Annotated in this window: 38 protein-coding genes; 2 read left to right on the forward strand and 36 right to left on the reverse strand. The window is 53.0% G+C overall.

The window, feature by feature from the left end:
• Positions 1-5 precede the first annotated feature (5 nt).
• The 29 genes from rplR to fkpA form a co-directional block, all read right to left on the reverse strand.
• Complete coding sequence (gene rplR, locus QOT07_RS23125) at positions 6-359, reverse strand: 50S ribosomal protein L18 (protein WP_037425856.1); 354 nt, start codon at positions 357-359, stop codon at positions 6-8.
• A gap of 9 nt (positions 360-368) precedes the next feature.
• Entirely contained in the window at positions 369-902 is a 534-nt protein-coding gene (gene rplF, locus QOT07_RS23130) for a 50S ribosomal protein L6 (RefSeq protein ID WP_012147217.1), read from the reverse strand.
• Between the two features lie 14 nt (positions 903-916).
• Positions 917-1,309, reverse strand: coding sequence for a 30S ribosomal protein S8 (gene rpsH, locus QOT07_RS23135; RefSeq protein WP_004951149.1), 393 nt, complete (start codon positions 1,307-1,309; stop codon positions 917-919).
• Positions 1,310-1,339: 30 nt separating this feature from the next.
• Entirely contained in the window at positions 1,340-1,645 is a 306-nt protein-coding gene (gene rpsN, locus QOT07_RS23140) for a 30S ribosomal protein S14 (protein ID WP_012147218.1), read from the reverse strand.
• A gap of 13 nt (positions 1,646-1,658) precedes the next feature.
• The gene (rplE, locus tag QOT07_RS23145) at positions 1,659-2,198 is read right to left on the reverse strand and encodes a 50S ribosomal protein L5 (RefSeq protein WP_004951155.1); all 540 of its coding nucleotides are present in this window, start codon (positions 2,196-2,198) and stop codon (positions 1,659-1,661) included.
• 14 nt (positions 2,199-2,212) lie between these two features.
• Positions 2,213-2,527, reverse strand: a complete 315-nt coding sequence (gene rplX, locus QOT07_RS23150) for a 50S ribosomal protein L24 (RefSeq protein WP_004951158.1) — start codon at positions 2,525-2,527, stop codon at positions 2,213-2,215.
• Between the two features lie 10 nt (positions 2,528-2,537).
• Positions 2,538-2,909: a 50S ribosomal protein L14 gene (gene rplN / locus QOT07_RS23155; protein WP_004951161.1), complete on the reverse strand. Its 372-nt coding sequence runs from the start codon at positions 2,907-2,909 to the stop codon at positions 2,538-2,540.
• Between the two features lie 165 nt (positions 2,910-3,074).
• Positions 3,075-3,329: a 30S ribosomal protein S17 gene (rpsQ, locus tag QOT07_RS23160; RefSeq protein WP_012147219.1), complete on the reverse strand. Its 255-nt coding sequence runs from the start codon at positions 3,327-3,329 to the stop codon at positions 3,075-3,077.
• The gene (rpmC, locus tag QOT07_RS23165) at positions 3,330-3,521 is read right to left on the reverse strand and encodes a 50S ribosomal protein L29 (RefSeq protein ID WP_004951169.1); all 192 of its coding nucleotides are present in this window, start codon (positions 3,519-3,521) and stop codon (positions 3,330-3,332) included.
• On the reverse strand, positions 3,521-3,931 hold the full coding sequence (gene rplP / locus QOT07_RS23170; RefSeq protein ID WP_004951171.1) for a 50S ribosomal protein L16: 411 nt from the start codon (positions 3,929-3,931) through the stop codon (positions 3,521-3,523). Before rplP ends, rpmC begins: the two co-directional genes overlap by 1 nt.
• A gap of 12 nt (positions 3,932-3,943) precedes the next feature.
• Positions 3,944-4,642 (reverse strand): 30S ribosomal protein S3, encoded by a 699-nt coding sequence (gene rpsC, locus QOT07_RS23175; RefSeq protein WP_012147220.1) that lies wholly within the window; start codon positions 4,640-4,642, stop codon positions 3,944-3,946.
• Positions 4,643-4,659: 17 nt separating this feature from the next.
• The gene (gene rplV / locus QOT07_RS23180; RefSeq protein ID WP_004391423.1) at positions 4,660-4,992 is read right to left on the reverse strand and encodes a 50S ribosomal protein L22; all 333 of its coding nucleotides are present in this window, start codon (positions 4,990-4,992) and stop codon (positions 4,660-4,662) included.
• A 14-nt stretch (positions 4,993-5,006) separates the two neighbouring features.
• Positions 5,007-5,285, reverse strand: a complete 279-nt coding sequence (gene rpsS, locus QOT07_RS23185; RefSeq protein ID WP_004929772.1) for a 30S ribosomal protein S19 — start codon at positions 5,283-5,285, stop codon at positions 5,007-5,009.
• Positions 5,286-5,299: 14 nt separating this feature from the next.
• Positions 5,300-6,124 carry a 50S ribosomal protein L2 gene (gene rplB / locus QOT07_RS23190; RefSeq protein WP_099065724.1) on the reverse strand — a complete coding sequence of 275 codons (825 nt, stop codon included), beginning with the start codon at positions 6,122-6,124 and terminating at the stop codon, positions 5,300-5,302.
• Between the two features lie 18 nt (positions 6,125-6,142).
• Positions 6,143-6,445, reverse strand: coding sequence for a 50S ribosomal protein L23 (rplW, locus tag QOT07_RS23195; RefSeq protein WP_012147222.1), 303 nt, complete (start codon positions 6,443-6,445; stop codon positions 6,143-6,145).
• Entirely contained in the window at positions 6,442-7,047 is a 606-nt protein-coding gene (rplD, locus tag QOT07_RS23200) for a 50S ribosomal protein L4 (RefSeq protein ID WP_085119645.1), read from the reverse strand. The genes rplW and rplD overlap by 4 nt, the downstream gene beginning before the upstream one ends.
• Positions 7,048-7,057: 10 nt before the next feature.
• The gene (gene rplC / locus QOT07_RS23205) at positions 7,058-7,687 is read right to left on the reverse strand and encodes a 50S ribosomal protein L3 (protein WP_085119646.1); all 630 of its coding nucleotides are present in this window, start codon (positions 7,685-7,687) and stop codon (positions 7,058-7,060) included.
• 32 nt (positions 7,688-7,719) lie between these two features.
• The gene (gene rpsJ, locus QOT07_RS23210; protein WP_001181005.1) at positions 7,720-8,031 is read right to left on the reverse strand and encodes a 30S ribosomal protein S10; all 312 of its coding nucleotides are present in this window, start codon (positions 8,029-8,031) and stop codon (positions 7,720-7,722) included.
• A gap of 406 nt (positions 8,032-8,437) precedes the next feature.
• Positions 8,438-8,902: a bacterioferritin gene (bfr, locus tag QOT07_RS23215; protein ID WP_099065725.1), complete on the reverse strand. Its 465-nt coding sequence runs from the start codon at positions 8,900-8,902 to the stop codon at positions 8,438-8,440.
• A gap of 74 nt (positions 8,903-8,976) precedes the next feature.
• Positions 8,977-9,171, reverse strand: coding sequence for a bacterioferritin-associated ferredoxin (gene bfd, locus QOT07_RS23220; RefSeq protein ID WP_017894251.1), 195 nt, complete (start codon positions 9,169-9,171; stop codon positions 8,977-8,979).
• A 132-nt stretch (positions 9,172-9,303) separates the two neighbouring features.
• Positions 9,304-10,488, reverse strand: coding sequence for an elongation factor Tu (tuf, locus tag QOT07_RS23225; protein WP_208718396.1), 1,185 nt, complete (start codon positions 10,486-10,488; stop codon positions 9,304-9,306).
• A gap of 70 nt (positions 10,489-10,558) precedes the next feature.
• A complete protein-coding gene (gene fusA, locus QOT07_RS23230) occupies positions 10,559-12,673 on the reverse strand; it encodes an elongation factor G (RefSeq protein WP_085119770.1) in 2,115 nt (704 codons plus the stop codon).
• 97 nt (positions 12,674-12,770) lie between these two features.
• The gene (rpsG, locus tag QOT07_RS23235; protein ID WP_012147229.1) at positions 12,771-13,241 is read right to left on the reverse strand and encodes a 30S ribosomal protein S7; all 471 of its coding nucleotides are present in this window, start codon (positions 13,239-13,241) and stop codon (positions 12,771-12,773) included.
• A 96-nt stretch (positions 13,242-13,337) separates the two neighbouring features.
• Positions 13,338-13,712 carry a 30S ribosomal protein S12 gene (gene rpsL, locus QOT07_RS23240; RefSeq protein ID WP_025122329.1) on the reverse strand — a complete coding sequence of 125 codons (375 nt, stop codon included), beginning with the start codon at positions 13,710-13,712 and terminating at the stop codon, positions 13,338-13,340.
• Positions 13,713-13,854: 142 nt separating this feature from the next.
• Positions 13,855-14,142, reverse strand: a complete 288-nt coding sequence (gene tusB / locus QOT07_RS23245) for a sulfurtransferase complex subunit TusB (RefSeq protein WP_099063558.1) — start codon at positions 14,140-14,142, stop codon at positions 13,855-13,857.
• A 9-nt stretch (positions 14,143-14,151) separates the two neighbouring features.
• Positions 14,152-14,511 carry a sulfurtransferase complex subunit TusC gene (gene tusC, locus QOT07_RS23250; protein WP_112349085.1) on the reverse strand — a complete coding sequence of 120 codons (360 nt, stop codon included), beginning with the start codon at positions 14,509-14,511 and terminating at the stop codon, positions 14,152-14,154.
• 8 nt (positions 14,512-14,519) lie between these two features.
• Positions 14,520-14,909 carry a sulfurtransferase complex subunit TusD gene (gene tusD, locus QOT07_RS23255; protein ID WP_099063556.1) on the reverse strand — a complete coding sequence of 130 codons (390 nt, stop codon included), beginning with the start codon at positions 14,907-14,909 and terminating at the stop codon, positions 14,520-14,522.
• Positions 14,909-15,631, reverse strand: a complete 723-nt coding sequence (locus QOT07_RS23260) for a helix-turn-helix transcriptional regulator (protein ID WP_165366404.1) — start codon at positions 15,629-15,631, stop codon at positions 14,909-14,911. Before QOT07_RS23260 ends, tusD begins: the two co-directional genes overlap by 1 nt.
• A 394-nt stretch (positions 15,632-16,025) precedes the next feature.
• Positions 16,026-16,859: an FKBP-type peptidyl-prolyl cis-trans isomerase gene (gene fkpA / locus QOT07_RS23265; protein ID WP_099063554.1), complete on the reverse strand. Its 834-nt coding sequence runs from the start codon at positions 16,857-16,859 to the stop codon at positions 16,026-16,028.
• A gap of 370 nt (positions 16,860-17,229) precedes the next feature.
• Between fkpA and QOT07_RS23270 the strand changes: the two genes are divergently transcribed.
• On the forward strand, positions 17,230-17,457 hold the full coding sequence (locus QOT07_RS23270) for a SlyX family protein (RefSeq protein WP_099063553.1): 228 nt from the start codon (positions 17,230-17,232) through the stop codon (positions 17,455-17,457).
• A 58-nt stretch (positions 17,458-17,515) separates the two neighbouring features.
• Here the strand turns inward: QOT07_RS23270 and slyD are convergent, their stop codons facing one another.
• The 4 genes from slyD to kefG all read right to left on the reverse strand — a co-directional run bounded on the left by slyD (position 17,516) and on the right by kefG (position 20,821).
• Positions 17,516-18,118 carry a peptidylprolyl isomerase gene (gene slyD, locus QOT07_RS23275; protein ID WP_283603965.1) on the reverse strand — a complete coding sequence of 201 codons (603 nt, stop codon included), beginning with the start codon at positions 18,116-18,118 and terminating at the stop codon, positions 17,516-17,518.
• Between the two features lie 122 nt (positions 18,119-18,240).
• Positions 18,241-18,444, reverse strand: a complete 204-nt coding sequence (locus QOT07_RS23280) for a YheV family putative zinc ribbon protein (RefSeq protein WP_012147237.1) — start codon at positions 18,442-18,444, stop codon at positions 18,241-18,243.
• Between the two features lie 14 nt (positions 18,445-18,458).
• On the reverse strand, positions 18,459-20,267 hold the full coding sequence (gene kefB, locus QOT07_RS23285; protein ID WP_129936933.1) for a glutathione-regulated potassium-efflux system protein KefB: 1,809 nt from the start codon (positions 20,265-20,267) through the stop codon (positions 18,459-18,461).
• A gap of 2 nt (positions 20,268-20,269) precedes the next feature.
• Positions 20,270-20,821, reverse strand: a complete 552-nt coding sequence (kefG, locus tag QOT07_RS23290) for a glutathione-regulated potassium-efflux system ancillary protein KefG (RefSeq protein WP_165366406.1) — start codon at positions 20,819-20,821, stop codon at positions 20,270-20,272.
• Positions 20,822-20,954: 133 nt separating this feature from the next.
• Between kefG and QOT07_RS23295 the strand changes: the two genes are divergently transcribed.
• On the forward strand, positions 20,955-22,868 hold the full coding sequence (locus QOT07_RS23295; protein WP_099063550.1) for an ABC transporter ATP-binding protein: 1,914 nt from the start codon (positions 20,955-20,957) through the stop codon (positions 22,866-22,868).
• Positions 22,869-22,883: 15 nt separating this feature from the next.
• Here QOT07_RS23295 and tauD read toward each other — a convergent pair whose 3' ends face one another.
• From tauD to tauB, 3 genes are read right to left on the reverse strand one after another with little or no spacing between them, the layout of a single operon-like run.
• Positions 22,884-23,732: a taurine dioxygenase gene (gene tauD / locus QOT07_RS23300; RefSeq protein ID WP_099063549.1), complete on the reverse strand. Its 849-nt coding sequence runs from the start codon at positions 23,730-23,732 to the stop codon at positions 22,884-22,886.
• Positions 23,729-24,568, reverse strand: a complete 840-nt coding sequence (gene tauC, locus QOT07_RS23305) for a taurine ABC transporter permease TauC (RefSeq protein WP_283603966.1) — start codon at positions 24,566-24,568, stop codon at positions 23,729-23,731. Before tauC ends, tauD begins: the two co-directional genes overlap by 4 nt.
• The gene (tauB, locus tag QOT07_RS23310) at positions 24,565-25,332 is read right to left on the reverse strand and encodes a taurine ABC transporter ATP-binding subunit (RefSeq protein WP_099063547.1); all 768 of its coding nucleotides are present in this window, start codon (positions 25,330-25,332) and stop codon (positions 24,565-24,567) included. The genes tauC and tauB overlap by 4 nt, the downstream gene beginning before the upstream one ends.
• Between the last annotated feature and the right edge of the window lie 3 nt (positions 25,333-25,335).

A 25,335-nucleotide genomic window follows, 5' to 3' on the forward strand; every position in this document is an offset into this window, starting at 1 on the left:
CTTCCTTAGAACTGAAGGCCAGCTTCACGGGCAGCATCTGCCAGTGCCTGGACTCGACCATGATATTGGAAACCGGAACGGTCAAAGGAGACTTTAGAGATCCCTTTTTCCAACGCGCGCTCAGCCAGAGCTTTACCTACGGCTGCTGCTGCGTCTTTGTTACCGGAATACTTCAATTGCTCTGTGATAGCTTTTTCTACAGTAGAAGCGGCTACCAGTACTTCAGAACCATTTGGAGCAATTACCTGTGCGTAAATGTGACGCGGGGTACGATGTACCACCAGGCGGGTTGCACCCAGTTCTTTGATCTTACGGCGTGCGCGGGTCGCACGACGGATACGAGCAGATTTCTTATCCATAGTGTTACCTTACTTCTTCTTAGCCTCTTTGGTACGCACGACTTCGTCGGCGTAACGGACACCCTTGCCTTTGTAAGGCTCAGGACGGCGGTAGGCACGCAGATCTGCAGCAACCTGGCCAATAACTTGTTTATCAGCGCCTTTCAGCACGATTTCAGTTTGGCTTGGGCATTCAGCAGTAATACCTGCTGGCAGCTGGTGATCGACCGGGTGAGAGAAGCCTAAGGCTAAATTCACCACGTTGCCTTTAACAGCAGCGCGATAACCAACACCTACCAGTTGAAGCTTCTTGGTGAAGCCTTCGGTAACACCAACGACCATTGCGTTCAGCAGAGCGCGCGTGGTACCCGCTTGGGCCCATGCGTTTGCAAAACCTTCGCGCGGAGCGAAAGTCAGTGCATTAGCTTCTTGCTTCACTTCAACGGCGTTGTGGACAGTACGAGTCAGCTCGCCGTTCTTACCCTTTATCGAAATAACCTGACCGTTGAGTTTTACCTCTACGCCGGCAGGAATGACGACGGGTGCTTTTGCAACACGAGACATTCTTTCCTCCCGAATTAAGCTACGTAGCAGATAATCTCGCCACCAAGACCTGCTTGGCGAGCTGCACGATCGGTCATAACACCTTTAGAGGTAGAAATAACAGCAATACCCAAACCAGCCATAACTTTTGGCAGCGCATCTTTTTTCTTGTAGATACGCAGACCTGGACGGCTGATTCGCTGAATGCTTTCTACCACTGCCTTGCCCTGGAAGTACTTCAGTACCAGTTCCAGAACAGGCTTGGTGTCGCCTTCGATTTTGAAATCTTCAATAAAACCTTCTTCCTTCAGCAGGTTGGCAATTGCCACTTTCAGCTTGGAGGAAGGCATGGTGACCGCAACTTTGTTCGCGGCTTGACCGTTACGGATACGGGTCAGCATATCCGCGATCGGATCTTGCATGCTCATCTGTCTTTACTCCCGTGATTCAATTGGTAATTACCAGCTAGCCTTTTTCAAGCCTGGTACTTCACCGCGCATAGCGGCTTCACGTAACTTGATACGGCTCAACCCGAATTTGCCCACATAACCATGTGGACGGCCAGTTTGGCGGCAGCGTTTACGCTGACGAGACGGGCTGGAATCACGCGGCAGAGTTTGCAGCTTGAGAACAGCATCCCAACGATCTTCGTCGGAAGAGTTCACACCAGAAATGATAGCTTTCAGTTCCTCGCGTTTAGCGCGGTACTTTTCAGCCAGTTTCACGCGAACGACTTCGCGTGCTTTCATTGATTGCTTAGCCATCAGTAACCCTGCCTTACTTACGGAACGGGAAGTTAAAAGCAGCCAACAGCGCGCGGCCTTCATCATCAGATTTCGCAGTAGTGGTAATGGTAATATCCAAACCACGAACGCGGTCGACTTTGTCATAGTCGATTTCTGGGAAGATGATTTGCTCACGCACACCCATGCTGTAGTTACCACGGCCATCGAATGACTTAGCGGACAAGCCACGGAAGTCACGGATACGTGGAACAGCAATGGAAATCAGTCGCTCAAAGAACTCCCACATGCGTTCGCCACGCAGAGTTACTTTACAGCCGATCGGATAGCCCTGGCGGATTTTGAAGCCTGCAACAGATTTGCGTGCTTTGGTGATGAACGGCTTTTGACCGGAGATTGCTGCCAGATCCGCTGCTGCATTATCCAGCAGTTTCTTGTCAGCGATCGCTTCACCAACACCCATATTCAGGGTGATCTTCTCGACCCGAGGGACTTGCATGACAGAGTTGTAATCAAACTGAGACATCAGTTGTTTGACTACCTCGTCTTTGTAGTAATCATGCAGTTTCGCCATCGTATTACTCCAAATTACTTGATAGTTTCGCTGTTAGATTTGAAGAAACGGACTTTTTTCCCGTCTTCGAATCTAAAGCCTACACGGTCAGCCTTACCGGTAGCCGCGTTGAAGAGAGCAATGTTAGAAACCTGAATTGCAGCTTCTTTTTCAACAATGCCACCTGGTTGGTTCAGGGCCGGGACCGGCTTCTGATGTTTCTTAACCAGGTTAATACCTTCAACAATGACCTTACCAGCAGACAGGACATTTTTTACTTTACCGCGTTTACCTTTGTCTTTCCCGGTAAGCACGATAATTTCGTCATCACGACGGATTTTCGCTGCCATGTTTCGCTCCTTAGAGTACTTCTGGTGCCAGAGAGATAATTTTCATGAACTTCTCATTACGCAGTTCACGAGTTACCGGCCCAAAAATACGCGTACCGATAGGTTGCTCGCTGTTATTGTTTAAAATAACGCATGCATTACCATCGAAGCGAATGACAGAACCGTCCGGGCGACGTACACCCTTCTTGGTGCGCACCACTACCGCCTTCAGCACATCGCCTTTCTTCACCTTACCGCGAGGAATTGCTTCCTTGATGGTAATTTTGATGACATCGCCAATGCCTGCGTAGCGACGGTGCGAGCCACCTAGAACCTTGATACACATTACGCGACGTGCACCGGAGTTGTCGGCCACGGTCAGCATAGTCTGTTCTTGGATCATGTTAGTGCTCCGCTAATGTCAACTACAACTTTAGGACCTATTACTAGATCGTTGAAAAGCCCCATAACCGAGGGCGCAGCATTATAACACCGCTTCCAAAGTATGGGTAGAAAAAATAAACGGCTCATTTTCTGAGCCGTTTATAAGTTAGAGCCAGCTACTCTATTACAGAATCGCTTTCTCTACAACGCGAACCAACGTCCAAGACTTAGTCTTAGACAGTGGACGGCATTCGCGGATTTCTACCACGTCACCGATACCACATTCGTTGTTCTCGTCATGTACGTGCAGCTTGGTCGTACGCTTGATGAATTTCCCGTAGATCGGGTGCTTCACCGTGCGCTCGATAGCAACAACCATGGATTTCTCCATTTTGTCACTAATAACACGACCCTGCAGAGTACGGTTAATATCAGTCATTTACACACCCGCCTTTTCAGTCAGTAAAGTCTTAACGCGTGCGACATTACGACGCACTTGTTTCAACAGGTGAGTTTGTTGCAGCTGGCCACTTGCCGCCTGCATGCGCAAGTTAAATTGCTCACGCAGCAGGTTGAGCAGCTCAGTGTTCAGCTCTTCAACGCTTTTTTCACGCAGCTCTTGTGCTTTCATTACATCACCGTCTTAGTTACAAAGGTGGTTTTGATCGGCAATTTAGCTGCAGCCAGCTTGAATGCCTCACGGGCGACCTCTTCTGGTACACCGTCCATTTCGTACAGGACTTTCCCAGGTTGGATCAGGGCAACCCAATATTCCACGTTACCCTTACCTTTACCCATACGCACTTCGAGCGGCTTCTCGGTAATTGGTTTGTCCGGGAATACACGGATCCAAATTTTACCTTGACGCTTAACTGCACGAGTCATTGCACGACGAGCTGCTTCGATTTGACGAGCAGTCAGACGGCCACGGCCAACAGCTTTCAGACCGAAAGTGCCGAAGCTAACATCCGTACCCTGCGCCAGACCACGGTTGCGGCCTTTGTGCATCTTACGGAATTTTGTACGCTTTGGTTGTAACATCAGCGACTCTCCTTACTTGCGGCCTTTACGCTGCTGCTTTTTAGGTTGAGCAGCCGGTTCCGGTTGTTCAACTGCAGCCATACCACCCAGGATCTCACCTTTGAAGATCCATACCTTAACGCCGATTACACCATAAGTGGTGTGCGCTTCAGATGTGTTGTAATCGATATCCGCACGCAGTGTATGCAACGGAACACGACCTTCACGGTACCATTCGGTACGCGCGATTTCAGCACCGCCAAGGCGGCCGCTTACTTCAACTTTGATACCTTTAGCGCCAAGACGCATTGCGTTCTGTACAGCACGCTTCATAGCACGGCGGAACATAACGCGACGTTCCAACTGTGAAGTGATGCTGTCAGCAACCAATTTAGCGTCAAGTTCCGGTTTACGGACTTCGGCGATGTTAATTTGCGCAGGAACGCCAGCGATGTTCGCTACGACCTTACGCAGTTTTTCGACATCTTCACCTTTCTTGCCGATAACGATGCCTGGACGAGCAGTGTGAATAGTCACACGGATGCTCTTCGCAGGACGCTCGATAACGATGCGAGAAACGGAAGCTTTCGCCAGTTCCTTAATCAGGAATTGACGAACTTTAAAGTCGCTGTCCAGGTTGTCAGCGAATTCTTTGGTATTCGCATACCAAGTAGAGTTCCAAGGTTTGACAATACCCAGGCGAATACCATTAGGATGTACTTTCTGACCCATTGCTAGTCTCCAGAGTCTCAGCGATCGGACACAACCACAGTAATGTGGCTGGTGCGCTTCAGGATGCGATCTGCACGACCTTTTGCACGCGGCATAATGCGCTTCATGCTTGGGCCTTCGTCTACGAAGATTTTCGTGACTTTCAGATCATCGATGTCAGCGCCATCGTTGTGTTCTGCGTTAGCAATGGCAGACTCCAGCACTTTCTTAACCAGACCAGCAGCTTTCTTGTTGGTGTAGGCCAGAGTTTCCAGAGCTTGCGACACTTTCTTACCGCGGATCAGGTCTGCAACAAGGCGGACCTTCTGTGCAGAAGAACGAGCGTGGCGATGTTTAGCGATAGTTTCCATCTCTTCCTCCTACCTTAGCGCTTTTTAGCTTTTTTATCAGCCGCATGGCCGCGATAAGTGCGAGTCGGCGCGAATTCACCCAGTTTGTGACCGACCATTTCATCGGAAACGAACACTGGTACGTGCTGACGACCATTATGGACAGCGATGGTCAAACCGATCATGTTAGGAAAGATCGTTGAACGACGGGACCAAGTGCGCAAAGGCTTCTTGTCACCGCTTTCCACCGCTTTCTCTACCTTCTTCAGCAAGTGCAGGTCAATAAAAGGACCTTTCTTGAGAGAACGTGGCATGGCTTATCCTCTAATTATTTTTTGCTACGGCGACGTACGATGAACTTATCAGTACGCTTGTTGCTACGGGTTTTCTTACCTTTGGTCTGAACGCCCCATGGTGTTACTGGGTGTTTACCAAAGTTTTTACCCTCACCACCACCGTGCGGGTGATCGACCGGGTTCATCGCCGTACCGCGAACGGTAGGACGAACACCACGCCAACGTGCAGCACCTGCTTTACCCAGAACGCGAAGCATATGTTCAGCGTTACCGACTTCACCTAAGGTGGCGCGGCAATCAACTGGAACTTTACGCATTTCGCCTGAGCGCAGACGCAGAGTTACGTAGGAACCATCACGTGCAACGATCTGAACGTAGGCACCAGCAGAGCGAGCGATTTGACCGCCTTTACCTGGTTTCATTTCTACGTTATGAACCGTTGAACCCACTGGGATGTTGCGCATTGGCAGGGCGTTACCTACCTTGATTGCAGCATCAACGCCAGATTGGATCTGGTCACCAGCTTTCAGGCCTTTCGGCGCCAGGATATAACGGCGTTCGCCGTCTTTGTACAGAACCAGCGCGATGTTCGCGGAACGGTTCGGATCGTATTCCAGACGCTCAACCACTGCAGCCACACCGTCTTTGTTGCGTTTGAAGTCAACCAGACGATAATGTTGCTTGTGGCCACCACCGATATGACGGGTGGTGATTCGGCCATTGTTGTTACGGCCACCGCTTTTGCTCAGTTTCTCAAGCAACGGGGCATGAGGTTTACCCTTGTGCAGCTCAGGGTTAACCACTTTAACAACGTGGCGACGACCCGGAGATGTAGGTTTACATTTAACAATTGCCATTGTTCTTACTCCTCCGACTTACTCTGCGCCGCCGATGAAGTCCAGATTCTGGCCTTCTTTCAGGGTGACGTAAGCTTTTTTCCAGTCGCTACGACGACCAACACGCTGACCGTGACGCTTCACTTTCCCTTTAACTACCAGGGTGTTAACGTCTTCGACTTCGACTTCAAACAGTTTCTGCACTGCAGCTTTAATTTCTGCTTTGGTCGCGTCTTTGGCAACTTTGAGTACGATGGTGTTAGTTTTTTCCATCGCAGCGGATGCTTTTTCAGATACGTGCGGTGCACGCAGCACTTTCAGCAGACGTTCTTCACGGATCATGCCAGCATCTCCTCAACTTGCTTCACAGCATCAGCAGTCATAACCACTTTGTCGAAGGCGATCAGGCTAACCGGGTCGATACCTGCTACATCGCGCACGTCAACCTTGTACAGGTTGCGAGCAGCCAGGAACAGATTCTCATCCAGTTCACCGGTCACGATCAGCACATCTTCCAGAGCCATATCTTTCAGTTTCTGTGCCAGCAGCTTAGTTTTAGGCGCTTCTACAGAGAACTTCTCGACAATGATCAGACGATCTTGACGTACCAGTTCGGACAGGATGCTTTTCAGCGCGCCGCGGTACATCTTTTTGTTTACTTTCTGACTGTGGTCCTGTGGCTTTGCAGCGAAGGTCACACCACCTGAACGCCAGATCGGGCTCTTTACAGAACCTGCTCGCGCACGGCCGGTACCTTTCTGGCGCCACGGTTTTTTACCGGAACCAGTCACTTCAGCGCGGGTCTTCTGAGCACGAGTACCTTGACGGGCACCTGCTGCATAAGCAACAACAACCTGGTGTACCAGCGCTTCGTTAAAGTCACGACCGAAGGTAGTTTCGGAAACAGTCAGCGCGCTTTGCGCGTCTTTCAATACTAATTCCATTGCTATCCCCTTACGCCTTCACAGCTGGTTTAACGATCAGGTTGCCACCGGTTGCGCCCGGTACAGCACCCTTAACCAGCAGCAGGTTGCGCTCAGCGTCAACACGTACTACGTCCAGGCTTTGAACGGTTACACGCTCGTCACCCAGGTGGCCAGCCATTTTCTTGCCTTTGAACACTTTGCCCGGAGTCTGGTTCTGACCGATAGAACCCGGAACGCGGTGAGACAAGGAGTTACCGTGGGTAGCGTCTTGGGTACGGAAGTTCCAGCGCTTTACAGTGCCGGCAAAACCTTTACCTTTAGAAGTACCGGTAACATCGACTTTTTTAACTTCAGCGAAGATTTCTACGCTGATGTTTTGACCTGCAGCAAACTCTTCACCTTCTGCAAGGCGGAATTCCCACAGACCACGGCCAGCTTCAACGCCAGCTTTAGCGAAATGGCCCGCTTCCGGCTTGGTTACGCGGTTAGCTTTTTTGCTACCGGTAGTAACCTGCACAGCACGGTACCCGTCGTTAGCCAGGTCTTTAACCTGAGTCACGCGGTTCGCTTCAATTTCAATCACGGTTACTGGGATAGAAACGCCATCTTCAGTGAAGATACGAGTCATACCCAATTTCTTACCGACTAAACCAATCATTGTTTCAACCTCTCAATCGCTCAATGACCTGATTAACCCAGGCTGATCTGCACGTCTACACCAGCAGCCAGATCCAGACGCATCAGAGCATCAACGGTTTTCTCGGTTGGCTCAACGATGTCAACCAGACGCTTGTGAGTGCGAATTTCGTACTGATCGCGCGCGTCTTTGTTAACGTGCGGAGAGATCAGAACGGTAAAGCGCTCTTTGCGAGTTGGCAGCGGGATCGGACCACGGACTTGCGCACCAGTGCGCTTAGCAGTCTCGACGATTTCCGCGGTTGATTGATCGATAAGACGATGATCAAACGCTTTCAGGCGGATACGGATTCTTTGGTTCTGCATGAGACCAGAGCTCCAATTATTTATAAACGTAAATAATTACTCCTCACACCCATTTCGATTGATGGGGGAGTGTAATCGTCAACATATAACCCCCATATCGGGAGTATTGTTCGAAAGGCAAAACAAACTTGCCAATCGACTGATTCGCTAAAATCAGGCTTACCAAGATTAGGTAAGCCCGCGCATTATACGCAAAACAGAGCGAGAAGCAAGGCGCAGATGGAAATATGCTCAGGATATCGACATTTATTGCAGGTTTATTTCTTGGACGGCAAATCGGTAAGTGATAAACAGGGGCATGCGAGGAATTTCGATACGGCGTTGTGCCTGCTCCCCCCGCCCTGCCAGAGAGAAAACCTGCCGGCTGGGGAGCGTATTTGTTAAATGAAAAACGGGTGCTAATCTGCTAGAGCTGGGCCTGTGCGTAGTTCTGAATCCCCAGGCGATCTATCAAATCCAGTTCGGTTTCCAACCAGTCGATATGCTCTTCTTCATCGGCCAGGATCTCTATCATCAAATCACGGCTGACATAGTCATGGATGGAATCGGCGTAAGCGATGCCTTCGCGAAGACTCTTGGCGCCATCCAACTCCAGGGCCAGATCGGAACGCAGCATTTCTTCAATATCCTCGCCAATATTCAACTTGCCGAGGTCCTGCAAATTCGGGATACCTTCCAAAAACAAAATACGCTCGATGTAACGATCGGCATGCTTCATTTCATCGATCGACTCGTGGTATTCCTTGTCATTGAGGCGAGTTAAACCCCAGTTTTTGAACATTCGGGCGTGCAGGAAATATTGATTGATGGCAACCAGCTCGTTACCGAGCAGTTTGTTGAGATGAGCAATGATCTTTTTATCGCCTTTCATAGGTAACTCCTCCTGGCCAGTTCTAAAAGTGTAGAAGCTGTAAGCCAAGAGTCAAAAAATAACCTTACCTTTAGTTAGGCAACTTCGTGCATATGAATAATGGTTCCGCTTTCCTCCACCATAATCTGTCTTGCCTGACGAATGCACTTACCACAATCGGTACCAATAGGCACAAGTTCACGCAGTTGTTTCATGGTATGCGGATTGTGCTGACGCACGGCCTTACGGATCGCTTTATCAGTCACGGCATTACACAGACATACATACATAGAGAGACTCACTTCTTAACCAATGTTGTAAGTCTAAATAAGAATGCTTTTTATTTCAATTAAGATTTGAGCGAATTGCATAAAAAAAGGGCACCGAAGTGCCCTCTTTTTGTGTCGAAAAATTATTCGCGATTAAGCGATAACTTTAGCAACAACACCAGCGCCAACAGTACGGCCGCCTTCACGGATTGCGAAACGCAAGCCTTGATCCATCGCGATTGGGTGGATCAGAGTAACAACCATGTTCACGTTGTCACCAGGCATTACCATCTCAACGCCTTCTGGCAGTTCGATGGTACCGGTCACGTCAGTTGTACGGAAGTAGAACTGTGGACGGTAGCCTTTGAAGAATGGAGTATGACGACCACCTTCTTCTTTGCTCAAGATGTACACTTCTGAATCGAACTGAGTGTGCGGCTTGATAGAACCTGGTTTAGCCAGTACCTGACCACGTTCGATGTCTTCACGCTTGATACCACGCAGCAGAACACCAACGTTCTCACCAGCACGGCCTTCGTCCAGCAGTTTGCGGAACATTTCAACGCCGGTACAGGTAGACTTAACGGTGTCTTTGATACCAACGATTTCAACTTCTTCGCCAACTTTAACGATACCGCGCTCAACACGACCGGTAACAACGGTACCACGACCGGAGATGGAGAAGACGTCTTCGATTGGCAGCAGGAACGGCAGGTCGATAGCACGTTCTGGTTCTGGGATGTAAGAATCCAGGTAGCCAGCCAATTCGATGATTTTAGCTTCCCACTCAGCTTCGCCTTCCAGTGCTTTCAGCGCTGAACCACGAACAACCGGCAGGTCATCACCAGGGAAGTCGTAAGCAGACAGAAGTTCACGAACTTCCATTTCTACCAGTTCCAGCAGCTCTTCATCATCAACCATGTCGCATTTGTTCATGAATACGATGATGAAAGGAACGCCAACCTGACGACCCAGCAGGATGTGCTCACGGGTCTGTGGCATAGGGCCATCAGTCGCAGCAACAACCAGGATAGCGCCGTCCATCTGAGCAGCACCGGTGATCATGTTTTTAACGTAGTCGGCGTGCCCTGGGCAGTCAACGTGCGCGTAGTGGCGAGACGGGGTGTCATACTCAACGTGAGAAGTGTTGATGGTGATACCACGAGCTTTTTCTTCTGGCGCGTTATCGATCTGGTCGAAAGCACGTGCAGAACCGCCGTAGGTTTTAGCCAGAACGGTGGTGATTGCTGCAGTCAGGGTAGTTTTACCGTGGTCAACGTGGCCGATAGTACCAACGTTAACGTGCGGTTTGGAACGTTCAAATTTTTCTTTAGACACGGCTATATTCCTTACTCTTATGCTCTCCCCTCATGGAGAGAGCACTGATCAATGTGTTAAACCCGAAAGCTTATTTACCACGGGCTTCAATAACGGCCTGAGCGACGTTGTTCGGCGCATCATCGTACTTCAGGAACTCCATGGAGTAAGAAGCACGGCCTTTGGTCAGAGAACGCAGTTGAGTTGCGTAACCGAACATCTCGGACAACGGAACTTCAGCGTGAATCTGAACGCCAGTAGCGTTGGATTCCTGACCTTTCAGTTGACCACGACGACGGCTAAGGTCACCGATGACGTCACCAGTGTTCTCTTCCGGCGTTTCAACTTCAACCTTCATGATTGGCTCAAGCAAAACAGGTTTCGCTTTCTTAAAGCCATCTTTAAAGGCGATAGAAGCGGCCAGTTTAAACGCCAATTCGGAGGAGTCAACATCATGGTAAGAACCGAAATGCAGACGCACACCGAGATCAACAACCGGGTAACCCGCCAGTGGACCAGACTTCAGCTGTTCCTGGAGGCCTTTATCAATGGCAGAGATGTATTCCGTTGGGATCACACCACCTTTAATGTCATTGACGAACTCGTAGCCTTTCGGATTAACGCCCGGCTCCAGTGGGTACATGTCGATTACAACATGACCATACTGACCACGACCACCAGACTGCTTGGCGTGTTTACCTTCGATATCGGTAACTTTCGAACGAATCGCTTCACGGTAAGCAACCTGAGGTTTGCCCACGTTAGCTTCAACGTTGAATTCACGACGCATACGGTCAACCAGGATGTCCAGGTGAAGTTCACCCATACCTGCGATGATAGTCTGACCTGATTCTTCGTCAGTCCATACGCGGAATGATGGATCTTCCTTCGCCAGACGGCCCAGAGCCAGACCCATTTTTTCCTGGTCAGCTTTGGTTTTTGGTTCAACGGCTACGGAGATTACCGGCTCAGGGAACTCCATGCGCTCCAGAATGATCACGTTGTTCGGATCACACAGAGTGTCACCGGTAGTCACGTCTTTCAGACCGATAGCAGCAGCGATGTCGCCTGCGCGAACTTCTTTGATCTCTTCACGCTTGTTAGCATGCATCTGAACGATACGGCCCAGACGTTCACGCTGAGATTTCACTGGGTTAAATACAGTGTCACCTGAGTTGACGAGACCGGAGTAAACACGGAAGAACGTCAGGTTACCCACGAATGGGTCAGTAGCGATTTTGAACGCCAGAGCAGAGAACGGCTCGGTGTCAGAAGAATGACGAACTGCTGGAGTGTCTTTACCGTCATCCAACATACCGTTGATAGCTTCAACGTCGGTTGGTGCTGGCAGATACTCAACAACAGCATCCAGCATTGCCTGTACGCCTTTGTTTTTAAACGCAGAGCCACAGGTAACCAGGATAATTTCATTGTTCAGAACGCGCTTACGCAGAGAAGTTTTGATTTCTTCTTCGGTCAGCTCTTCGCCACCAAAGAATTTCTCCATCAGCTCATCAGAGCCTTCAGCAGCGGCCTCAACCAGTTTCTGATGCCATTCTTCAGCCAGTTCTTGCATATCAGCCGGGATCTCTTCGTATTCGAAGGTCACGCCCTGATCGGCTTCGTTCCAGTTGATGGCTTTCATTTTCACCAGGTCAACAACACCGGTGAATTTCTCTTCCGCGCCAATAGCCAGCTGCAGAGGAACCGGAGTTGCGCCCAGACGTTGTTCAATCTGACCAACAACTTTCAGGAAGTTAGCACCCATGCGGTCCATTTTGTTAACGAACGCGATGCGTGGAACTTTGTATTTGTTAGCCTGACGCCATACGGTTTCAGACTGTGGCTGAACGCCACCAACAGCACAGTAAACCATTACCGCGCCATCAAGAACACGCATAGAACGTTCTACTTCGATGGTGAAGTCAACGTGTCCTGGGGTGTCGATGATGTTAATGTGGTGTGGTTCGAACTGCTTAGCCATACCAGACCAGAAACAGGTAGTCGCAGCGGACGTGATGGTAATACCACGTTCCTGCTCCTGCTCCATCCAGTCCATGGTAGCTGCGCCGTCGTGCACTTCACCGATTTTGTGGTTTACACCGGTGTAGAACAAAACACGTTCGGTAGTGGTCGTTTTACCGGCGTCGATGTGAGCGCTGATACCGATGTTACGATAGCGCTCAATGGGTGTTTTACGAGCCATTTGATTCCTCTATTGCCTTAGGCGTTCAAGTTCGGTTAACCCAAGCGGGTTGGCTTCTTGAAGCGCCCGCTTGGTTAGCATAACTACTGCGTGGCAATTACCAGCGGTAGTGGGCGAACGCCTTGTTGGCTTCTGCCATACGGTGAACGTCTTCACGTTTCTTAACAGCAGAACCTTTGTTCTCAACTGCATCAGAAAGTTCGTTCGCCAAGCGCAGAGCCATGGATTTATCACCGCGTTTACGAGCAGCATCAACGATCCAACGCATTGCCAGAGCATTACGACGGACCGGGCGGACTTCAACTGGTACCTGATAAGTAGAACCACCAACGCGGCGCGACTTAACTTCTACAGTCGGGCGAACGTTGTCGAGAGCGACTTCGAAAGCTTCCAGGTGATCTTTACCAGAACGCTGAGCCAGGGTCTCCAGCGCGGTATAGACGATTGCTTCTGCAGTAGATTTTTTACCGTCTACCATCAGGATGTTTACAAATTTGGCCAACAGTTCGGATCCGAACTTAGGATCTGGAAGGATTTTACGTTGGCCGATCACGCGACGACGTGGCATGGAAATACTCCGTTGTTAATTCAGGATTGTCCAAAACTCTACGAGTTTATTTTGACATTAAAGTGAAAATGTTTGGCCTTACTTAACGGAGAACCATTAAGCCTTTGGCTTCTTCACGCCGTACTTGGAACGAGATTGCTTACGGTCTTTAACACCGGAGCAGTCAAGTGCACCACGGACGGTGTGGTAACGCACACCTGGCAAGTCTTTTACACGACCGCCACGGATCAGGATCACGGAGTGTTCCTGCAGGTTATGACCTTCACCGCCGATGTAGGAGGTAACTTCAAAACCGTTAGTCAAACGCACACGGCATACTTTACGCAGTGCGGAGTTTGGTTTCTTAGGAGTGGTGGTATATACGCGAGTACATACGCCACGTTTCTGCGGGCAGGCTTCCAGCGCTGGAACGTTGCTTTTAGCAGCCTTCACAGAGCGTGGTTTGCGTACCAGCTGATTAATTGTTGCCATTAAAAAGCTCCTGGTTTTTGCTTCGCTTGTTGCTTCGTAAACATGTGATAAATCCCCCCGTATGCACTACTGGCAAAGTACGGGACGCAGAATTTTAGGGCTGAGTAGTAGATGTGTCAAGAAATATACAACAATACTCTCATCACCAAGACATTTGGCTGCGGTGTTTTTCGGTTAATTCAACGAAGTGATTATAGCCGATGACAGTGATCTTGTGCGAAAAATGACCAACCAGGCCTCTGGCCTCCAGGTCATCCTGCAGTGCATAAAGGGATATGGGGGCGTTGAGCAGCAATTCAAGATGCGCACTCCCGGCCAGGCCGGCCAGCACGCCATCCTGTAACAACAGCAGGTCATCGCCCGCTGCCGCCAGGCGCAGCAACGCAGGTAAATCGCATTGAGTGGGGGAACGGCCAAGGGTATACAGCATCAGGATTTCCTAAAAAGTCATCACCGCATCATAGCCGGCTAACTGTTGACGCAGCGCATCCGGTGCCAATACCTCGGCGTCCAGCACCCAGTCGGTCACCTGACTCAGACCGCGTTCCTGCAAGGATGCCTGGCACAGATAACACTGCTCAACGTCATACAACGGCAATACGCCAAAGGTGGCAATGTAATTGCGAGCCAGAATTTTTTCCGGTTGCTGCCCCGGCAATAGCTGCAACACGCCATCACCGATAAAAAACACGCCCAGATCTTCGCTCAGCGCCGAAGTGGCCAGTAACGCATCCAACCCTTCCCTGCCGCCGCTACTGCCGTGCGGAGCCTGGGTAAAAACAAAAGCGACTCGTTTCATAAATTCTCTTAGAACTGTACCAGGCGGTCACTGCTCAGCGCCGCCTCTGCCAGTGAACCTAACCCGCTGAGGATAAAACCCGGCTGCAGGTTTGCCGCAGCCAGCCCCTGCTGAGCCGCTTCCTGTTCATCGGTCACCCCACGTCGTAACGCAGCCGCCACGCAGACATTGAGCTCAACACGGTGTTGCTGTGCCAACTGCACCCAGCCGCGGACCAAATCGAACTCATCACCGGCGGGCGCCGTCAGTTGGTTGGCGTTAAACACCCCTTCACGGTAAAAAAACACGCTGGAGAGGCGGTGCCCTTTCGCCAGCAAAGCCTGAGCAAACTGGTAGGCACTGCTGGCCTGCTGGGTACCATACGCCGGCCCGGTGACCAAAAGGCAGTAATTCAGCATCAGCGGTCAGTTCCCACCAAATCGCCGCTTTTGAACTGGCGGATGTACAGATACACGGTGTGCTTGGAGATATTCAGACGATCCGCCACCTGGTTAATCGCATCCTTGATGTCAAAAATGCCTTTCTCGTAGAGGTTCAGCACCACCTGACGATTTTTGGCATTGTTGGAGACGTTACGATCGGCATTAACTTCCTCAATGGTGAACTCCAGCGTTTGAGCCACCAAGTCGTCAACGGAAGACGCAAAGTTAACCGAAGGAGCCACTTCCTGAGTTTCCGGCGGCATAAAGGTCTGCATCACCTGAGAGAAAGGCACGTCGAGGTTCATGTTAATACACAGCAGGCCGATCACCCGCTGATCGTGGTTGCGAATGGCGATAGTCACCGACTTCATCAGCACACCGCTCTTGGCGCGGGTAAAATAGGCTTGCGATACACTGCTGTCATTGCCGGCCATGTCATGCAACATGCGCAGCGCCAGGTCGGTGATCGGCGAACCGATTTGCCGCCCGGTATGCTCCCCGTTGGCAATACGTACCGCCGAGCATTTCAAATCTTCCAGTGCGTGCAGCACAATCTCACAGTGCCCGCCGATCAACATCGCCAGGCCATCAACCACGGCTTCGTAAGACTTCAGAATCTCATGATCCGTTTGGGTAAACGGACGTTCGTTCAGCAAATCAAGTTCGCTGGCTTCGCTGGATAAAAGCGAATTAGACATCGAAAATACCACCCTCAAAGATCGCCTGTGCCAGGGGGCGCAGCTAAAACTGCTCGTGCGGGCTTCTTCACTCCCCGGGATTGCTCAGGGTGTGCGAGCTGGCTGATATCAGTATGAAACAGCACGACATGCGTCCGCCGACCTTGACGGCCAGGAACAGTTTTAGGTACACGCCCTAAGGGGCAGGCGCATGACTTATAAGTCCGGATAATTAGTCTAGCAAAACAGCCAGAGTAAAGTCCTTGCGTTTGCGCGTGGTATTGACGTTAAGCCCGATGCCCGGCAGGCGTCAAGCAATCAGTGGAGGAGGAAGTGAAAGTTACGCCCGATTCGGCAGGCTGAAATGAACACCGCCGCGAAGAATGTTCGCGGCGGTGTGGGGACTCAGGCAAACTTACTGTGCTTTGGCATCAGCCGCTGCGTCAGCCGGTTTCTCAGCCTTGGCGTCTGCTTTCGGCGCGGCTTTCACATCCAGCAGCTCAACGTCGAACACCAGAGTGGAGTTAGCCGGGATACCCGGGACGCCAGTTTTACCGTAGGCCAGCGCCGGTGGGATAACCAGCTTGATTTTGCCGCCTTTCTTAATGTGTTTCAGGCCTTCAGTCCAGCCTGGGATCACGCCGTCCAGACGGAATGACAGTGGCTCGCCACGGGTGTACGAGTTATCAAACTCGGTACCGTCGGTCAGGGTGCCCTTGTAGTTCACCACAACGGTATCGCTGTCTTTAGGCGCAGCACCGGTACCTGGCTTCTCTACCTGATACAGCAGGCCAGACTCGGTTTTCTTCACGCCTTTCTCTTTAGCGAAGGTGTCACGGTACTTGGTGCCTTTCGCTTCGTTATCTTTCGCGTCCTGCTCCATCTTCGCCTGAGCAGAAGCCTTCACGCGCGCTTCAAAGCTCTGCAGGGTTTTTTCGATATCTGCGTCGTTCAGCTTGCTCTTGTTAGCGAAAGCGTCCTGAACGCCTGAGATCAACTGGTCTTTGTCCAGTTTAATACCCAGTTTTTCTTGCTCTTTCAGCGAGTTGTCCATGTAACGGCCCAGGGATGCACCCAGTGCGTAAGCCGCTTGCTCGTCGTCACTCTTGAACTTGCCAGTGCTTGGTGCCGCGTCGGCAGCTTTAGCCGCTTCTGCTGGTTTAGCTGCATCGGCAGCCATGACCTGGGTCGCATTCAAAGCAAAAGCCATGGTGGTTGCCAGAAGCGTGACTTTAAACAAAGATTTCATCCATTTCTCCAGTGTCTGAAGCGATGCCCCAAACAATCATTAAGTAAGATAACCGGGCTACTATAGCTGTCCGAAACAAAACAAAACAGTCACACAGGTAACCAATCGAGTCAAAGTGTGACTCCAGCTTTAAACAGAAGTTTCGTTTAATGTGCTACCCATATGATAAATCAGATTTTTCCACCATCTGACGCCCAACGGTAACAAATCCGCCCAAGGTAAGCGCTCTATTTTTCAGCACTTTACACAGTGCACCAACACGCTCGGTTATCGCCCCAACGGAACGGGGTGAAATAGCGCAGCGCAAAGCCGGCGGCAGCTGTTAACATAGCGTCAGATTCAGGATTAAACCGCGTCAGAGGTAGCCCCCATGCACAACGCCGATAACCAAAGCCTGTTACTGCGGCTTGAAGAGTTGGAGAGCCGTCAGGCCTTCCAGGAAGTCACCATCGAAGATCTCAACCAGACCCTGGTACAGCACCAGCTTGAAATGCTGAAATTGCAGGAACATCTGCGCGTGCTGACCGATAAAATGCGTTCGACCCAGACGTCGATGATAGCTTCGCAGTCGGAAGAAACACCGCCACCACATTATTGATAAACCATAAAAAAGGGCAGCCCCAGGGCCGCCCTTTTTTGCCGTTACTGCGCTGCGATTAGTGGCAGCCGCAACCGCCGTTACCACAACCGCCTTTCTTGGCTTGATCCTGGTCATGCGCATGGTCATGATCGTGATCGTGGTCATGACCGCCGCAGCAGCCTTCACCGTGTTCATGGTCGTGGTGATGATCGTGCTCGCCGTGTACGTGGCCGTGCGCCAGTTCTTCAGCGGTAGCTTCGCGGATCGCGACAACTTCCACGTTGAAGTTCAGGTTCTGACCCGCCAGCATGTGGTTACCGTCAACCACTACGTGATCGCCGTCCACTTCGGTGATTTCGACCGGCACTGGGCCCTGATCGGTATCAGCCAGGAAGCGCATACCCACTTCCAACTCGTCAACGCCCATAAAGACGTCTTTTGGCACGCGCTGCACCAGGTTTTCGTCGTAGTTGCCGTACGCATCGTTAGCGCCAACATTCACGTCAAAACGATCGCCCGCTTCGTGGCCTTCGAGAGCTTTTTCCAGACCTGCAATCAGAGAGCCATGCCCGTGCAGATAGTCCAGCGGCGCACTCACCGGAGACTCATCAACCAAAACACCGTCTTCTGTACGTACTTGATAAGCCAGGCTGACCACCAAGTCTTTTGCTACTTTCATGATATCTCCTACCGTTGGATACTTGGACGCAACCGTCATGGGGGCTGCGCCTTAACCGGACAGATTGTATCGGAAATCTTTCCCGCTGTACCCTCCAGCATAAAAAATCGCGCTCGATAACGCTACTCCGGATGGAAAATACCGATCACCTGTTCCTGCGGCCGGACGTGCTTTTCTACCTGCTCTTCGGTCTGCCGCTGATGATGGCCGCACTTAACGCACTCCACCACTTCAACCTGGTCTTCACGCCAAACTGCCAGCGTATCCATAGCCTTACAGCTCGGGCAGACCGCCCCGGCGATAAATCTTTTACGTGTTGCAGACATCTCAGTGCTCCAAATTATTCGTATTCATCCCAGCCGTCGAACTGGCGACTCTCTTTTTGCATTTCTCGATGGAAAAGTTCTTCCAACTCGCGCCGCGCTTCTTTTACGCGGGAAATCTGCGCCACATCGCCGTGATGCGGAGGCATCAGCTCACGCAGCATACGCATATCCAACCGGCGGAAGTGCTGCTGCGCCCGGTAGGCCTGATGCGGATGCATACCCAGCTCCGTTAACGCCTTGCGCCCCAGTTCCAGCGCACTGGAAAAAGTTTCACGACTGAACTGTTTGACCCCGGCCTGCAGCAATTCGTGCGCCTCCACACGACCGCGAGCCCGCGCCAGAATGCTCAGATCGGGAAAATGTTGCTGGCACAGACGCACGATTTCCATGGTGTCTTCAGGTTCATTACAGGTGATCACAATCGACTTGGCCTTCGCCGCACCGGCCGCACGCAGCAGCTCCAGTTCGGTGGCGTCGCCGTAATACACCTTGTAACCGTAGCGGCGCAGCACACCGACGGCGCTGACATCACGCTCCAACACGGTGATGCGCATCTTGTTGGCCATCAGCAACCGGCCGATCACCTGACCAAAACGCCCGAAACCGACGATGATCACCTGCGGGTCATCGTCCTCCACATACGGCGTCTCTTCGTCTTCATCGCGGGCGTTGTAACGGCGCGCCAGGATGCGATCAATAATTTGCATCAGCAGCGGCGTGGTCATCATCGACAGAGTGACCACCACCAACAGCAGCGCGAGTTGATCGGGCTGCAACACCTTCTGCGTGCCCGCCGCAGAGAACAGCACAAAGGCGAACTCACCGCCCTGGCTAAGCACGCCGGCAAACTGCAGACGTACCGAACTGCGCAGGCCGAAGATACGCGACAGTGAATACAACACCCCTGACTTGATCGCCACCAGCGCCACCACACCAATCAACACTTCGGCCAGATGGGTATAGAGTACGCCGATATTTAACGCCATACCCACCGAGATAAAAAACAGCCCCAGCAGCAGCCCCTTGAATGGCTCGATTGAAATCTCCAGCTCATGGCGATATTCACTCTCCGCCAGCAGCACGCCGGCGATAAAGGTCCCAAGCGCCATCGACAGGCCAAGCGCATCCATAAACAGCGCCGCCCCCAGCACCACCAGCAGAGCGGCAGCGGTGAAGATTTCACGCACCCCGGAAGAGGCGATATAGCGAAACAGCGGCCGCAGCAGGAAACGTCCACCGATCAGCATGCCGCCGAACGCCGCCACCTTGAGTGCAATTTGTGCCCAGTCGTCACTGCTGCCCCCGGCCCCGGCCAGGATCGGGATCAGCGCCAGCGCCGGGATCACCGCCATATCCTGGAACAGCAATACCGAGAACCCCAGTTGGCCGCCCTCATTGCGGTTCATGCCCTTCTCGCGCATTAGCTGCAGCGCCATGGCGGTTGACGACATCGCCAGCCCAATGCCCCCGATTACGGCGGCCTGCCAGGCGAAATGAGTCAGATAAAGCAGCGCCCCCAGCACCGTGGCGGTAATCAGCACCTGCCCGGCACCGACGCCAAAGATGGAGCGCCGCAACTCCCACAGTTTGCTCGGGTTCAGTTCCAGCCCGATGATAAACATCAGGAACACCACGCCCAGTTCGGAAAAGTGCAGGATCTCGTCAACGTCACGGATAAAGCCCAGCCCCCAGGGGCCGATGGCGATACCGGCGATCAGATATCCCAACACTGCGCCAATGCCCAGGCGACGAGCGATCGGCACCGTGACCACCGCGGCGAACAGGAACAGTAAAATTGCGGTCAGTAAGGTTGAACCTTCCATGTTTACCTCCCTCCGTGTGGTAGCGGATTACGCAGCCAGTCGCCATACGCGGCGGCATGGCTTTCCAGCACCTCCGGCTTCTGCCTGCGCGCCCAATACACCAGCATCGGCGTCAGCCAGTGCATGTGGCACATGGCCGCGGTCAGTTCGAACGGACGCAAAATATCTTCCATCGGATAGCGGTTATAACCGCCGGTGCGATAGGCCCCCTCAGGTTCACCGGTGGTGATCACCGAGCGCCAGTACTTTCCCGCCAGCGCATTGCCACCCATGCCGCTGGCAAAACCGCGCGACAGCACGCGATCCAGCCATTCTTTCAACAGGGCCGGGCAACTGTAGGTATAGAGAGGATGTTGAAAAACAATGACCTGATGTTCACGCAGCAGTTGTTGTTCGTGGTGAATATCAATAAAAAAATCAGGATAGTGCGCGTATAAATCGTGCACGGTGACATGGTCCAACTGCTGTGCCGGTCGAAGCAAAACCCGATTCGCGACCGAGTCCTGGGATTCCGGATGGGCATACAGCAGCAAGACCTTCGGCGGCTGTGACATCATTCCCCTCCAAAGCGTCGTCAGGGTAGCGGTTTTCCGTTACCATGCTCCGCAAAGACTAATAATAGGACAGTCTGCGTCCTGTTAACTTAGAACTCACTCAATTTAACATACTCTGAACATACGGCACTTTATGATTGTATTTTCCTCGCTACAAATCCGACGCGGCACCCGCGTCCTGTTGGACAACGCCACTGCGACGGTTAATCCAGGTCAGAAAGTCGGCCTGGTGGGTAAAAACGGCTGCGGCAAATCGACGCTGCTGTCATTGCTGAAGGGCGAAATGGCCGCGGACGGCGGCAGCTACACCTTCCCAAGCAACTGGGCCCTGGCCTGGGTCAACCAGGAAACGCCGGCGCTGGATATACCGGCGCTTGAGTATGTGATCGACGGCGACCGCGAATTCCGCCAGCTTGAAGCCGAATTGCAGGTGGCGAACGATAAAAACGACGGTCATGCCATCGCCACGCTGCACGGTAAACTGGACGCGCTCGATGCCTGGACTATCCGTTCACGCGCCGCCAGCCTGCTGCACGGTCTGGGCTTTTCCAACGAACAGTTGCTCAATCCGGTACGCGCCTTCTCGGGCGGCTGGCGCATGCGTCTGAACCTGGCACAAGCGCTGGTCTGTCGCTCAGACCTGCTGCTGCTCGACGAACCCACCAACCACCTGGACCTGGATGCGGTGATCTGGCTGGAGCGTTGGCTGAAGAGCTACCCTGGCACGCTGGTGCTGATTTCGCATGACCGCGACTTCCTCGATCCGATCGTCGATAAAATTCTGCATATCGAACAAGAAACCATTAACGAATATACCGGTAACTACTCTTCGTTCGAACGTCAGCGTTCGACCAAACTGGCTCAGCAACAGGCGCTGTACCAGAATCAACAAGAGAAAGTGGCGCACCTGCAAAGCTACATTGACCGCTTCCGCGCGCAGGCTACCAAGGCCAAGCAGGCGCAAAGCCGCATCAAAATGCTTGAACGCATGGAGTTGATCGCACCGGCCCACGTCGATAACCCGTTCAGCTTCAGCTTCCGCCAACCGGAAAGCCTGCCGAACCCGCTGCTGCGCATGGAAAAGGTCAGCGCCGGTTATGGCGACAAGGTGATCCTGAACTCGATCAAACTGAACCTGGTGCCCGGCTCGCGCATCGGTTTGCTGGGCCGTAATGGCGCCGGTAAATCTACCCTGATCAAAATGCTGGCCGGCTCACTGGAACCGCTGAGCGGTGAGATTGGTCTGGCAAAAGGCATCAAGCTGGGTTACTTCGCCCAGCATCAGCTGGAGTTCTTGCGCGCCGATGAATCCCCGCTGCAGCATTTGAGCCGCATCGCTCCCCGGGTGCTGGAACAGCAGTTGCGCGACTACCTGGGCGGCTTTGGCTTCCAGGGCGATAAGGTCACCGAGGCCACCGAGCGTTTCTCCGGCGGCGAAAAAGCGCGGCTGGTACTGGCTCTGATCGTCTGGCAACGCCCTAACCTGCTGCTGCTCGATGAACCGACCAACCACCTGGATCTGGACATGCGTCAGGCGCTGACCGAAGCGCTGATCGACTTCGAGGGCGCGTTAGTGGTGGTCTCGCACGACCGTCACCTGTTGCGCTCCACTACCGACGATCTCTATCTGGTGCACGATGGCCAGGTGGAAGTGTTCGATGGCGATTTGGACGACTATCAGCAATGGCTGATCGACCTGCAACGCCAGGAAAACCAGCAGGACGCGCCGGACAAGGAAAACAACGGTAACAGCGCCCAGGCGCGCAAGGATCAGAAACGTCGGGAAGCCGAGTTCCGCAGCCAGACTCAGCCGCTACGCAAGCAGATTGCCAAACTGGAACAGCAGATGGAAAAGCTGAGTGCCGAACTGGCGGCGGTGGAAGAGAAGCTGGCGGACTCTTCGCTGTATGACATCAGCCGCAAGGCCGATCTGACCCTCTGCCTGCAACAACAAAGCCAGGCCAAGTCCGCGCTGGAAGAAACGGAAATGACCTGGCTGGATGCGCAAGAGCAGTTGGAACAGTTCACCAACGAGTTTGATCTGTAACTCAGACCCCACCTTTTAGGCCTTGTAAAAAGGCTTATCCCCCAGAATGGTCGCGCGGTGCATAATGCGCCGCTGCGGCAGATAATCCGCGTTGGCGTAATGCTGCGTCACGCGGTTATCCCAGATGGCAACGTCATTTTCCTGCCAGCGCCAGCGCACCTGGAACTCCGGCTTGGTAATGTGGGCGAACAGGAAGTTCAGCAGCGCGTCGCTCTCCTTCGGTGCCAAATCAACAATCCGCGTAGTGAAACCTTCATTGACGAACAGAGCCTGCCGGCCGCTGACCGGATGCGTGCGCACCACCGGATGCAACAACGGCGGGTTTTTCTGTACCGCTACCTGCCAGCGCTGACGTTCTTCTTCACTGCCACGATGCTTGTGCTCCGGGAATGACTTGGTGAAGTCATGCTCCGCCTTCAGCCCGGCCAGCAATTGTCTGAACGGCTCAGACAAGGCTTCATAGGCCGCAATGCCACTGGCCCACAGCGTATCGCCACCGGTGGAGGGCAGGGTTTTCGCCGCCAGAATCGCCCCCAAAGGCGGGTTTTCGATAAAGGTCACGTCGGTGTGCCAGTTATCGTTGTCCGGCGGATTATTGTCATGGGTATCCAGCACGATAATCTCTTTCACGTCGGCGGCTTGCGGGTAGACCGGATGGATATGCAGATCGCCGAAGCGACCGGCCAAATTACGCTGTTGCAGCGGCGTGATTGGCTGATTGCGCAAGAACAGCACCTGGTGCTTCAGCAGCGCATGGTAAAGCTGCTCGAACTGGCCATCGCCCAACGGGCGCGCCAGCTCAACGTTTTCCACCAGTGCACCGATATAAGGCCCCAGCGGGGTGATACTTAAACGTTCGTTCATTGCTGTACTCCATGCCACGGGGTCAATCGGCGCTGCAAGGCACGTAACCCCAGCTCCAGCCCAAATGCAATAATCGCAATCACGCCGATACCGGCCAGCACCACATCGGTCGCCAGAAACTCACCGGCGGATTGCACCATAAATCCCAGACCGCGAGTGGCGGCAATCAGTTCTGCGGCCACCAGCGTCGACCAGCCGACCCCCAACCCAATGCGGATGCCGGTTAAAATCTCCGGCAAGGCGCTCGGCAGCACCACAAAGCGCAGCACCTGCCAGCGGTTGGCGCCCAGCGTACGAGCAGCCCGCACCCGGACCTGCGCCACACTGCGCACACCGGCCACGGCAGACAGCGTCACCGGGGCGAAAATCGCCAGATAAATCAGCAGTATTTTGGAGGTTTCGCCGATGCCGAACCAAATCACCATCAACGGTAAATAGGCCAACGGCGGCACTGGACGGTAAATCTCAATCAACGGATCAAGAATGCCGCGCACCGTGTCGTTTAACCCCATGGCAATGCCCACCGGCACACCGATAATCACCGCGGCCAACAGCGCCACCAGGATGCGTCCCAGGCTGGCGGCCAGATGCTGCCATAGCGTGGCATCCATAAAGCCTTGCGGGCTGGCAATGGTAATCAGTTGATGCAACACCTGCTGCGGGGCCGGTAAGAATAACGGGCTGATCAGGTTCAGCGCGGTCACACTCCACCAGATGGCCAATACCACCAGCAGGGTGGCACTGCTCAGCCAGACGTTACGCGGCACGCTAAAACGACGGGGCGCTGCTGCAACCTGCGGCTGAGCCCCCTCTTTGAGGGCAGAATGCAGACTCATAGCAAGGCCTCGCGCTGTTGGAAGACTTTGCCCAGCACGTATTCGCGCTGCGCGATAAATTCAGGATCGGACTTAATCGAACGGCAGGCCTCGCCGTCGGCATAGCGTTGGCCAAAGTTAAGCGTCAGGCGTTCCACCACCTGCCCCGGCCCCGGCGACAGCAGCAACAGTTCACTGGCCAGGAACACCGCCTCTTCAATATCGTGGGTGATCAGCAATACCTGCTTGCCGGTATCACGCCAAATGTTCAGCAGCAGTTCCTGCATTTGCTCGCGGGTAAAAGCGTCCAGCGCGCCGAACGGTTCATCCAGCAACAGCAGACGCGGGTCGGCGGCCAGTGCGCGGGCAATGCCCACCCGTTGACGCATACCGCCGGAGAGCTGCCAGATAAAGTGCCGTTCATAACCGGCCAACCCGACACGTTGCAACATCTGTTCTGCCACCTGACGGCGCTGCTGCTTGCCGATACCGGCCAGTTGCAGGCCAAACTCGACGTTATCCACCACATTACGCCACGGCAGTAAACCTTCATGCTGGAACACCACGCCCCGCTCGGCTCCGGGACCGTTAACGGTCGTTCCATCAAGCGTGATGCTGCCAGCTGAAGGCTCAATAAACCCGGCGATCAAATTCAACAGCGTGGTCTTGCCGCAGCCCGAAGGCCCGAGCACCACCACCAGTTGCCCGGCGGCAATCTGGAACGAAACGTCCCGCAACGCGGGGCGCCCCTGATACTCTGCTGAAAGGTGATTAACGTTTAACATACG

The organism is Serratia proteamaculans (genome assembly GCF_949794035.1).
GTDB classification, from domain to species: Bacteria; Pseudomonadota; Gammaproteobacteria; order Enterobacterales; family Enterobacteriaceae; genus Serratia; species Serratia proteamaculans.

Bases quoted from the DNA above. Each gene is read 5' to 3' on its own strand.
- QOT07_RS23295 (WP_099063550.1), top strand. From the start codon at position 20,955: ATGATTGTATTTTCCTCGCTACAAATCCGACGCGGCACCCGCGTCCTG.
- rplC (WP_085119646.1), bottom strand. From the start codon at position 7,687: ATGATTGGTTTAGTCGGTAAGAAATTGGGTATGACTCGTATCTTCACT.
- rplX (WP_004951158.1), bottom strand. From the start codon at position 2,527: ATGGCAGCGAAAATCCGTCGTGATGACGAAATTATCGTGCTTACCGGG.
- rpsS (WP_004929772.1), bottom strand. From the start codon at position 5,285: ATGCCACGTTCTCTCAAGAAAGGTCCTTTTATTGACCTGCACTTGCTG.
- tauD (WP_099063549.1), bottom strand. From the start codon at position 23,732: ATGAACGAACGTTTAAGTATCACCCCGCTGGGGCCTTATATCGGTGCA.
- fusA (WP_085119770.1), bottom strand. From the start codon at position 12,673: ATGGCTCGTAAAACACCCATTGAGCGCTATCGTAACATCGGTATCAGC.
- rpsC (WP_012147220.1), bottom strand. From the start codon at position 4,642: ATGGGTCAGAAAGTACATCCTAATGGTATTCGCCTGGGTATTGTCAAA.
- kefB (WP_129936933.1), bottom strand. From the start codon at position 20,267: ATGGAAGGTTCAACCTTACTGACCGCAATTTTACTGTTCCTGTTCGCC.
- rplV (WP_004391423.1), bottom strand. From the start codon at position 4,992: ATGGAAACTATCGCTAAACATCGCCACGCTCGTTCTTCTGCACAGAAG.
- bfr (WP_099065725.1), bottom strand. From the start codon at position 8,902: ATGAAAGGCGATAAAAAGATCATTGCTCATCTCAACAAACTGCTCGGT.
- bfd (WP_017894251.1), bottom strand. From the start codon at position 9,171: ATGTATGTATGTCTGTGTAATGCCGTGACTGATAAAGCGATCCGTAAG.
- tauC (WP_283603966.1), bottom strand. From the start codon at position 24,568: ATGAGTCTGCATTCTGCCCTCAAAGAGGGGGCTCAGCCGCAGGTTGCA.
- rplP (WP_004951171.1), bottom strand. From the start codon at position 3,931: ATGTTACAACCAAAGCGTACAAAATTCCGTAAGATGCACAAAGGCCGC.
- rpsQ (WP_012147219.1), bottom strand. From the start codon at position 3,329: ATGACTGATATTAACCGTACTCTGCAGGGTCGTGTTATTAGTGACAAA.
- rplW (WP_012147222.1), bottom strand. From the start codon at position 6,445: ATGATCCGTGAAGAACGTCTGCTGAAAGTGCTGCGTGCACCGCACGTA.
- rplE (WP_004951155.1), bottom strand. From the start codon at position 2,198: ATGGCGAAACTGCATGATTACTACAAAGACGAGGTAGTCAAACAACTG.
- rplN (WP_004951161.1), bottom strand. From the start codon at position 2,909: ATGATCCAAGAACAGACTATGCTGACCGTGGCCGACAACTCCGGTGCA.
- tusD (WP_099063556.1), bottom strand. From the start codon at position 14,909: ATGCTGAATTACTGCCTTTTGGTCACCGGGCCGGCGTATGGTACCCAG.
- tauB (WP_099063547.1), bottom strand. From the start codon at position 25,332: ATGTTAAACGTTAATCACCTTTCAGCAGAGTATCAGGGGCGCCCCGCG.
- tusB (WP_099063558.1), bottom strand. From the start codon at position 14,142: ATGCTGTATACCCTTGGCCGTTCCCCCACTCAATGCGATTTACCTGCG.
- QOT07_RS23280 (WP_012147237.1), bottom strand. From the start codon at position 18,444: ATGTCTGCAACACGTAAAAGATTTATCGCCGGGGCGGTCTGCCCGAGC.
- rpmC (WP_004951169.1), bottom strand. From the start codon at position 3,521: ATGAAAGCACAAGAGCTGCGTGAAAAAAGCGTTGAAGAGCTGAACACT.
- kefG (WP_165366406.1), bottom strand. From the start codon at position 20,821: ATGTCACAGCCGCCGAAGGTCTTGCTGCTGTATGCCCATCCGGAATCC.
- rplD (WP_085119645.1), bottom strand. From the start codon at position 7,047: ATGGAATTAGTATTGAAAGACGCGCAAAGCGCGCTGACTGTTTCCGAA.
- QOT07_RS23270 (WP_099063553.1), top strand. From the start codon at position 17,230: ATGCACAACGCCGATAACCAAAGCCTGTTACTGCGGCTTGAAGAGTTG.
- rpsJ (WP_001181005.1), bottom strand. From the start codon at position 8,031: ATGCAGAACCAAAGAATCCGTATCCGCCTGAAAGCGTTTGATCATCGT.
- QOT07_RS23260 (WP_165366404.1), bottom strand. From the start codon at position 15,631: ATGTCTAATTCGCTTTTATCCAGCGAAGCCAGCGAACTTGATTTGCTG.
- rpsG (WP_012147229.1), bottom strand. From the start codon at position 13,241: ATGCCACGTCGTCGCGTGATCGGCCAACGTAAAATCCTTCCAGATCCT.
- rplF (WP_012147217.1), bottom strand. From the start codon at position 902: ATGTCTCGTGTTGCAAAAGCACCCGTCGTCATTCCTGCCGGCGTAGAG.
- fkpA (WP_099063554.1), bottom strand. From the start codon at position 16,859: ATGAAATCTTTGTTTAAAGTCACGCTTCTGGCAACCACCATGGCTTTT.
- rpsL (WP_025122329.1), bottom strand. From the start codon at position 13,712: ATGGCAACAATTAATCAGCTGGTACGCAAACCACGCTCTGTGAAGGCT.
- rpsH (WP_004951149.1), bottom strand. From the start codon at position 1,309: ATGAGCATGCAAGATCCGATCGCGGATATGCTGACCCGTATCCGTAAC.
- rplR (WP_037425856.1), bottom strand. From the start codon at position 359: ATGGATAAGAAATCTGCTCGTATCCGTCGTGCGACCCGCGCACGCCGT.
- rpsN (WP_012147218.1), bottom strand. From the start codon at position 1,645: ATGGCTAAGCAATCAATGAAAGCACGCGAAGTCGTTCGCGTGAAACTG.
- rplB (WP_099065724.1), bottom strand. From the start codon at position 6,124: ATGGCAATTGTTAAATGTAAACCTACATCTCCGGGTCGTCGCCACGTT.
- slyD (WP_283603965.1), bottom strand. From the start codon at position 18,118: ATGAAAGTAGCAAAAGACTTGGTGGTCAGCCTGGCTTATCAAGTACGT.
- tusC (WP_112349085.1), bottom strand. From the start codon at position 14,511: ATGAAACGAGTCGCTTTTGTTTTTACCCAGGCTCCGCACGGCAGTAGC.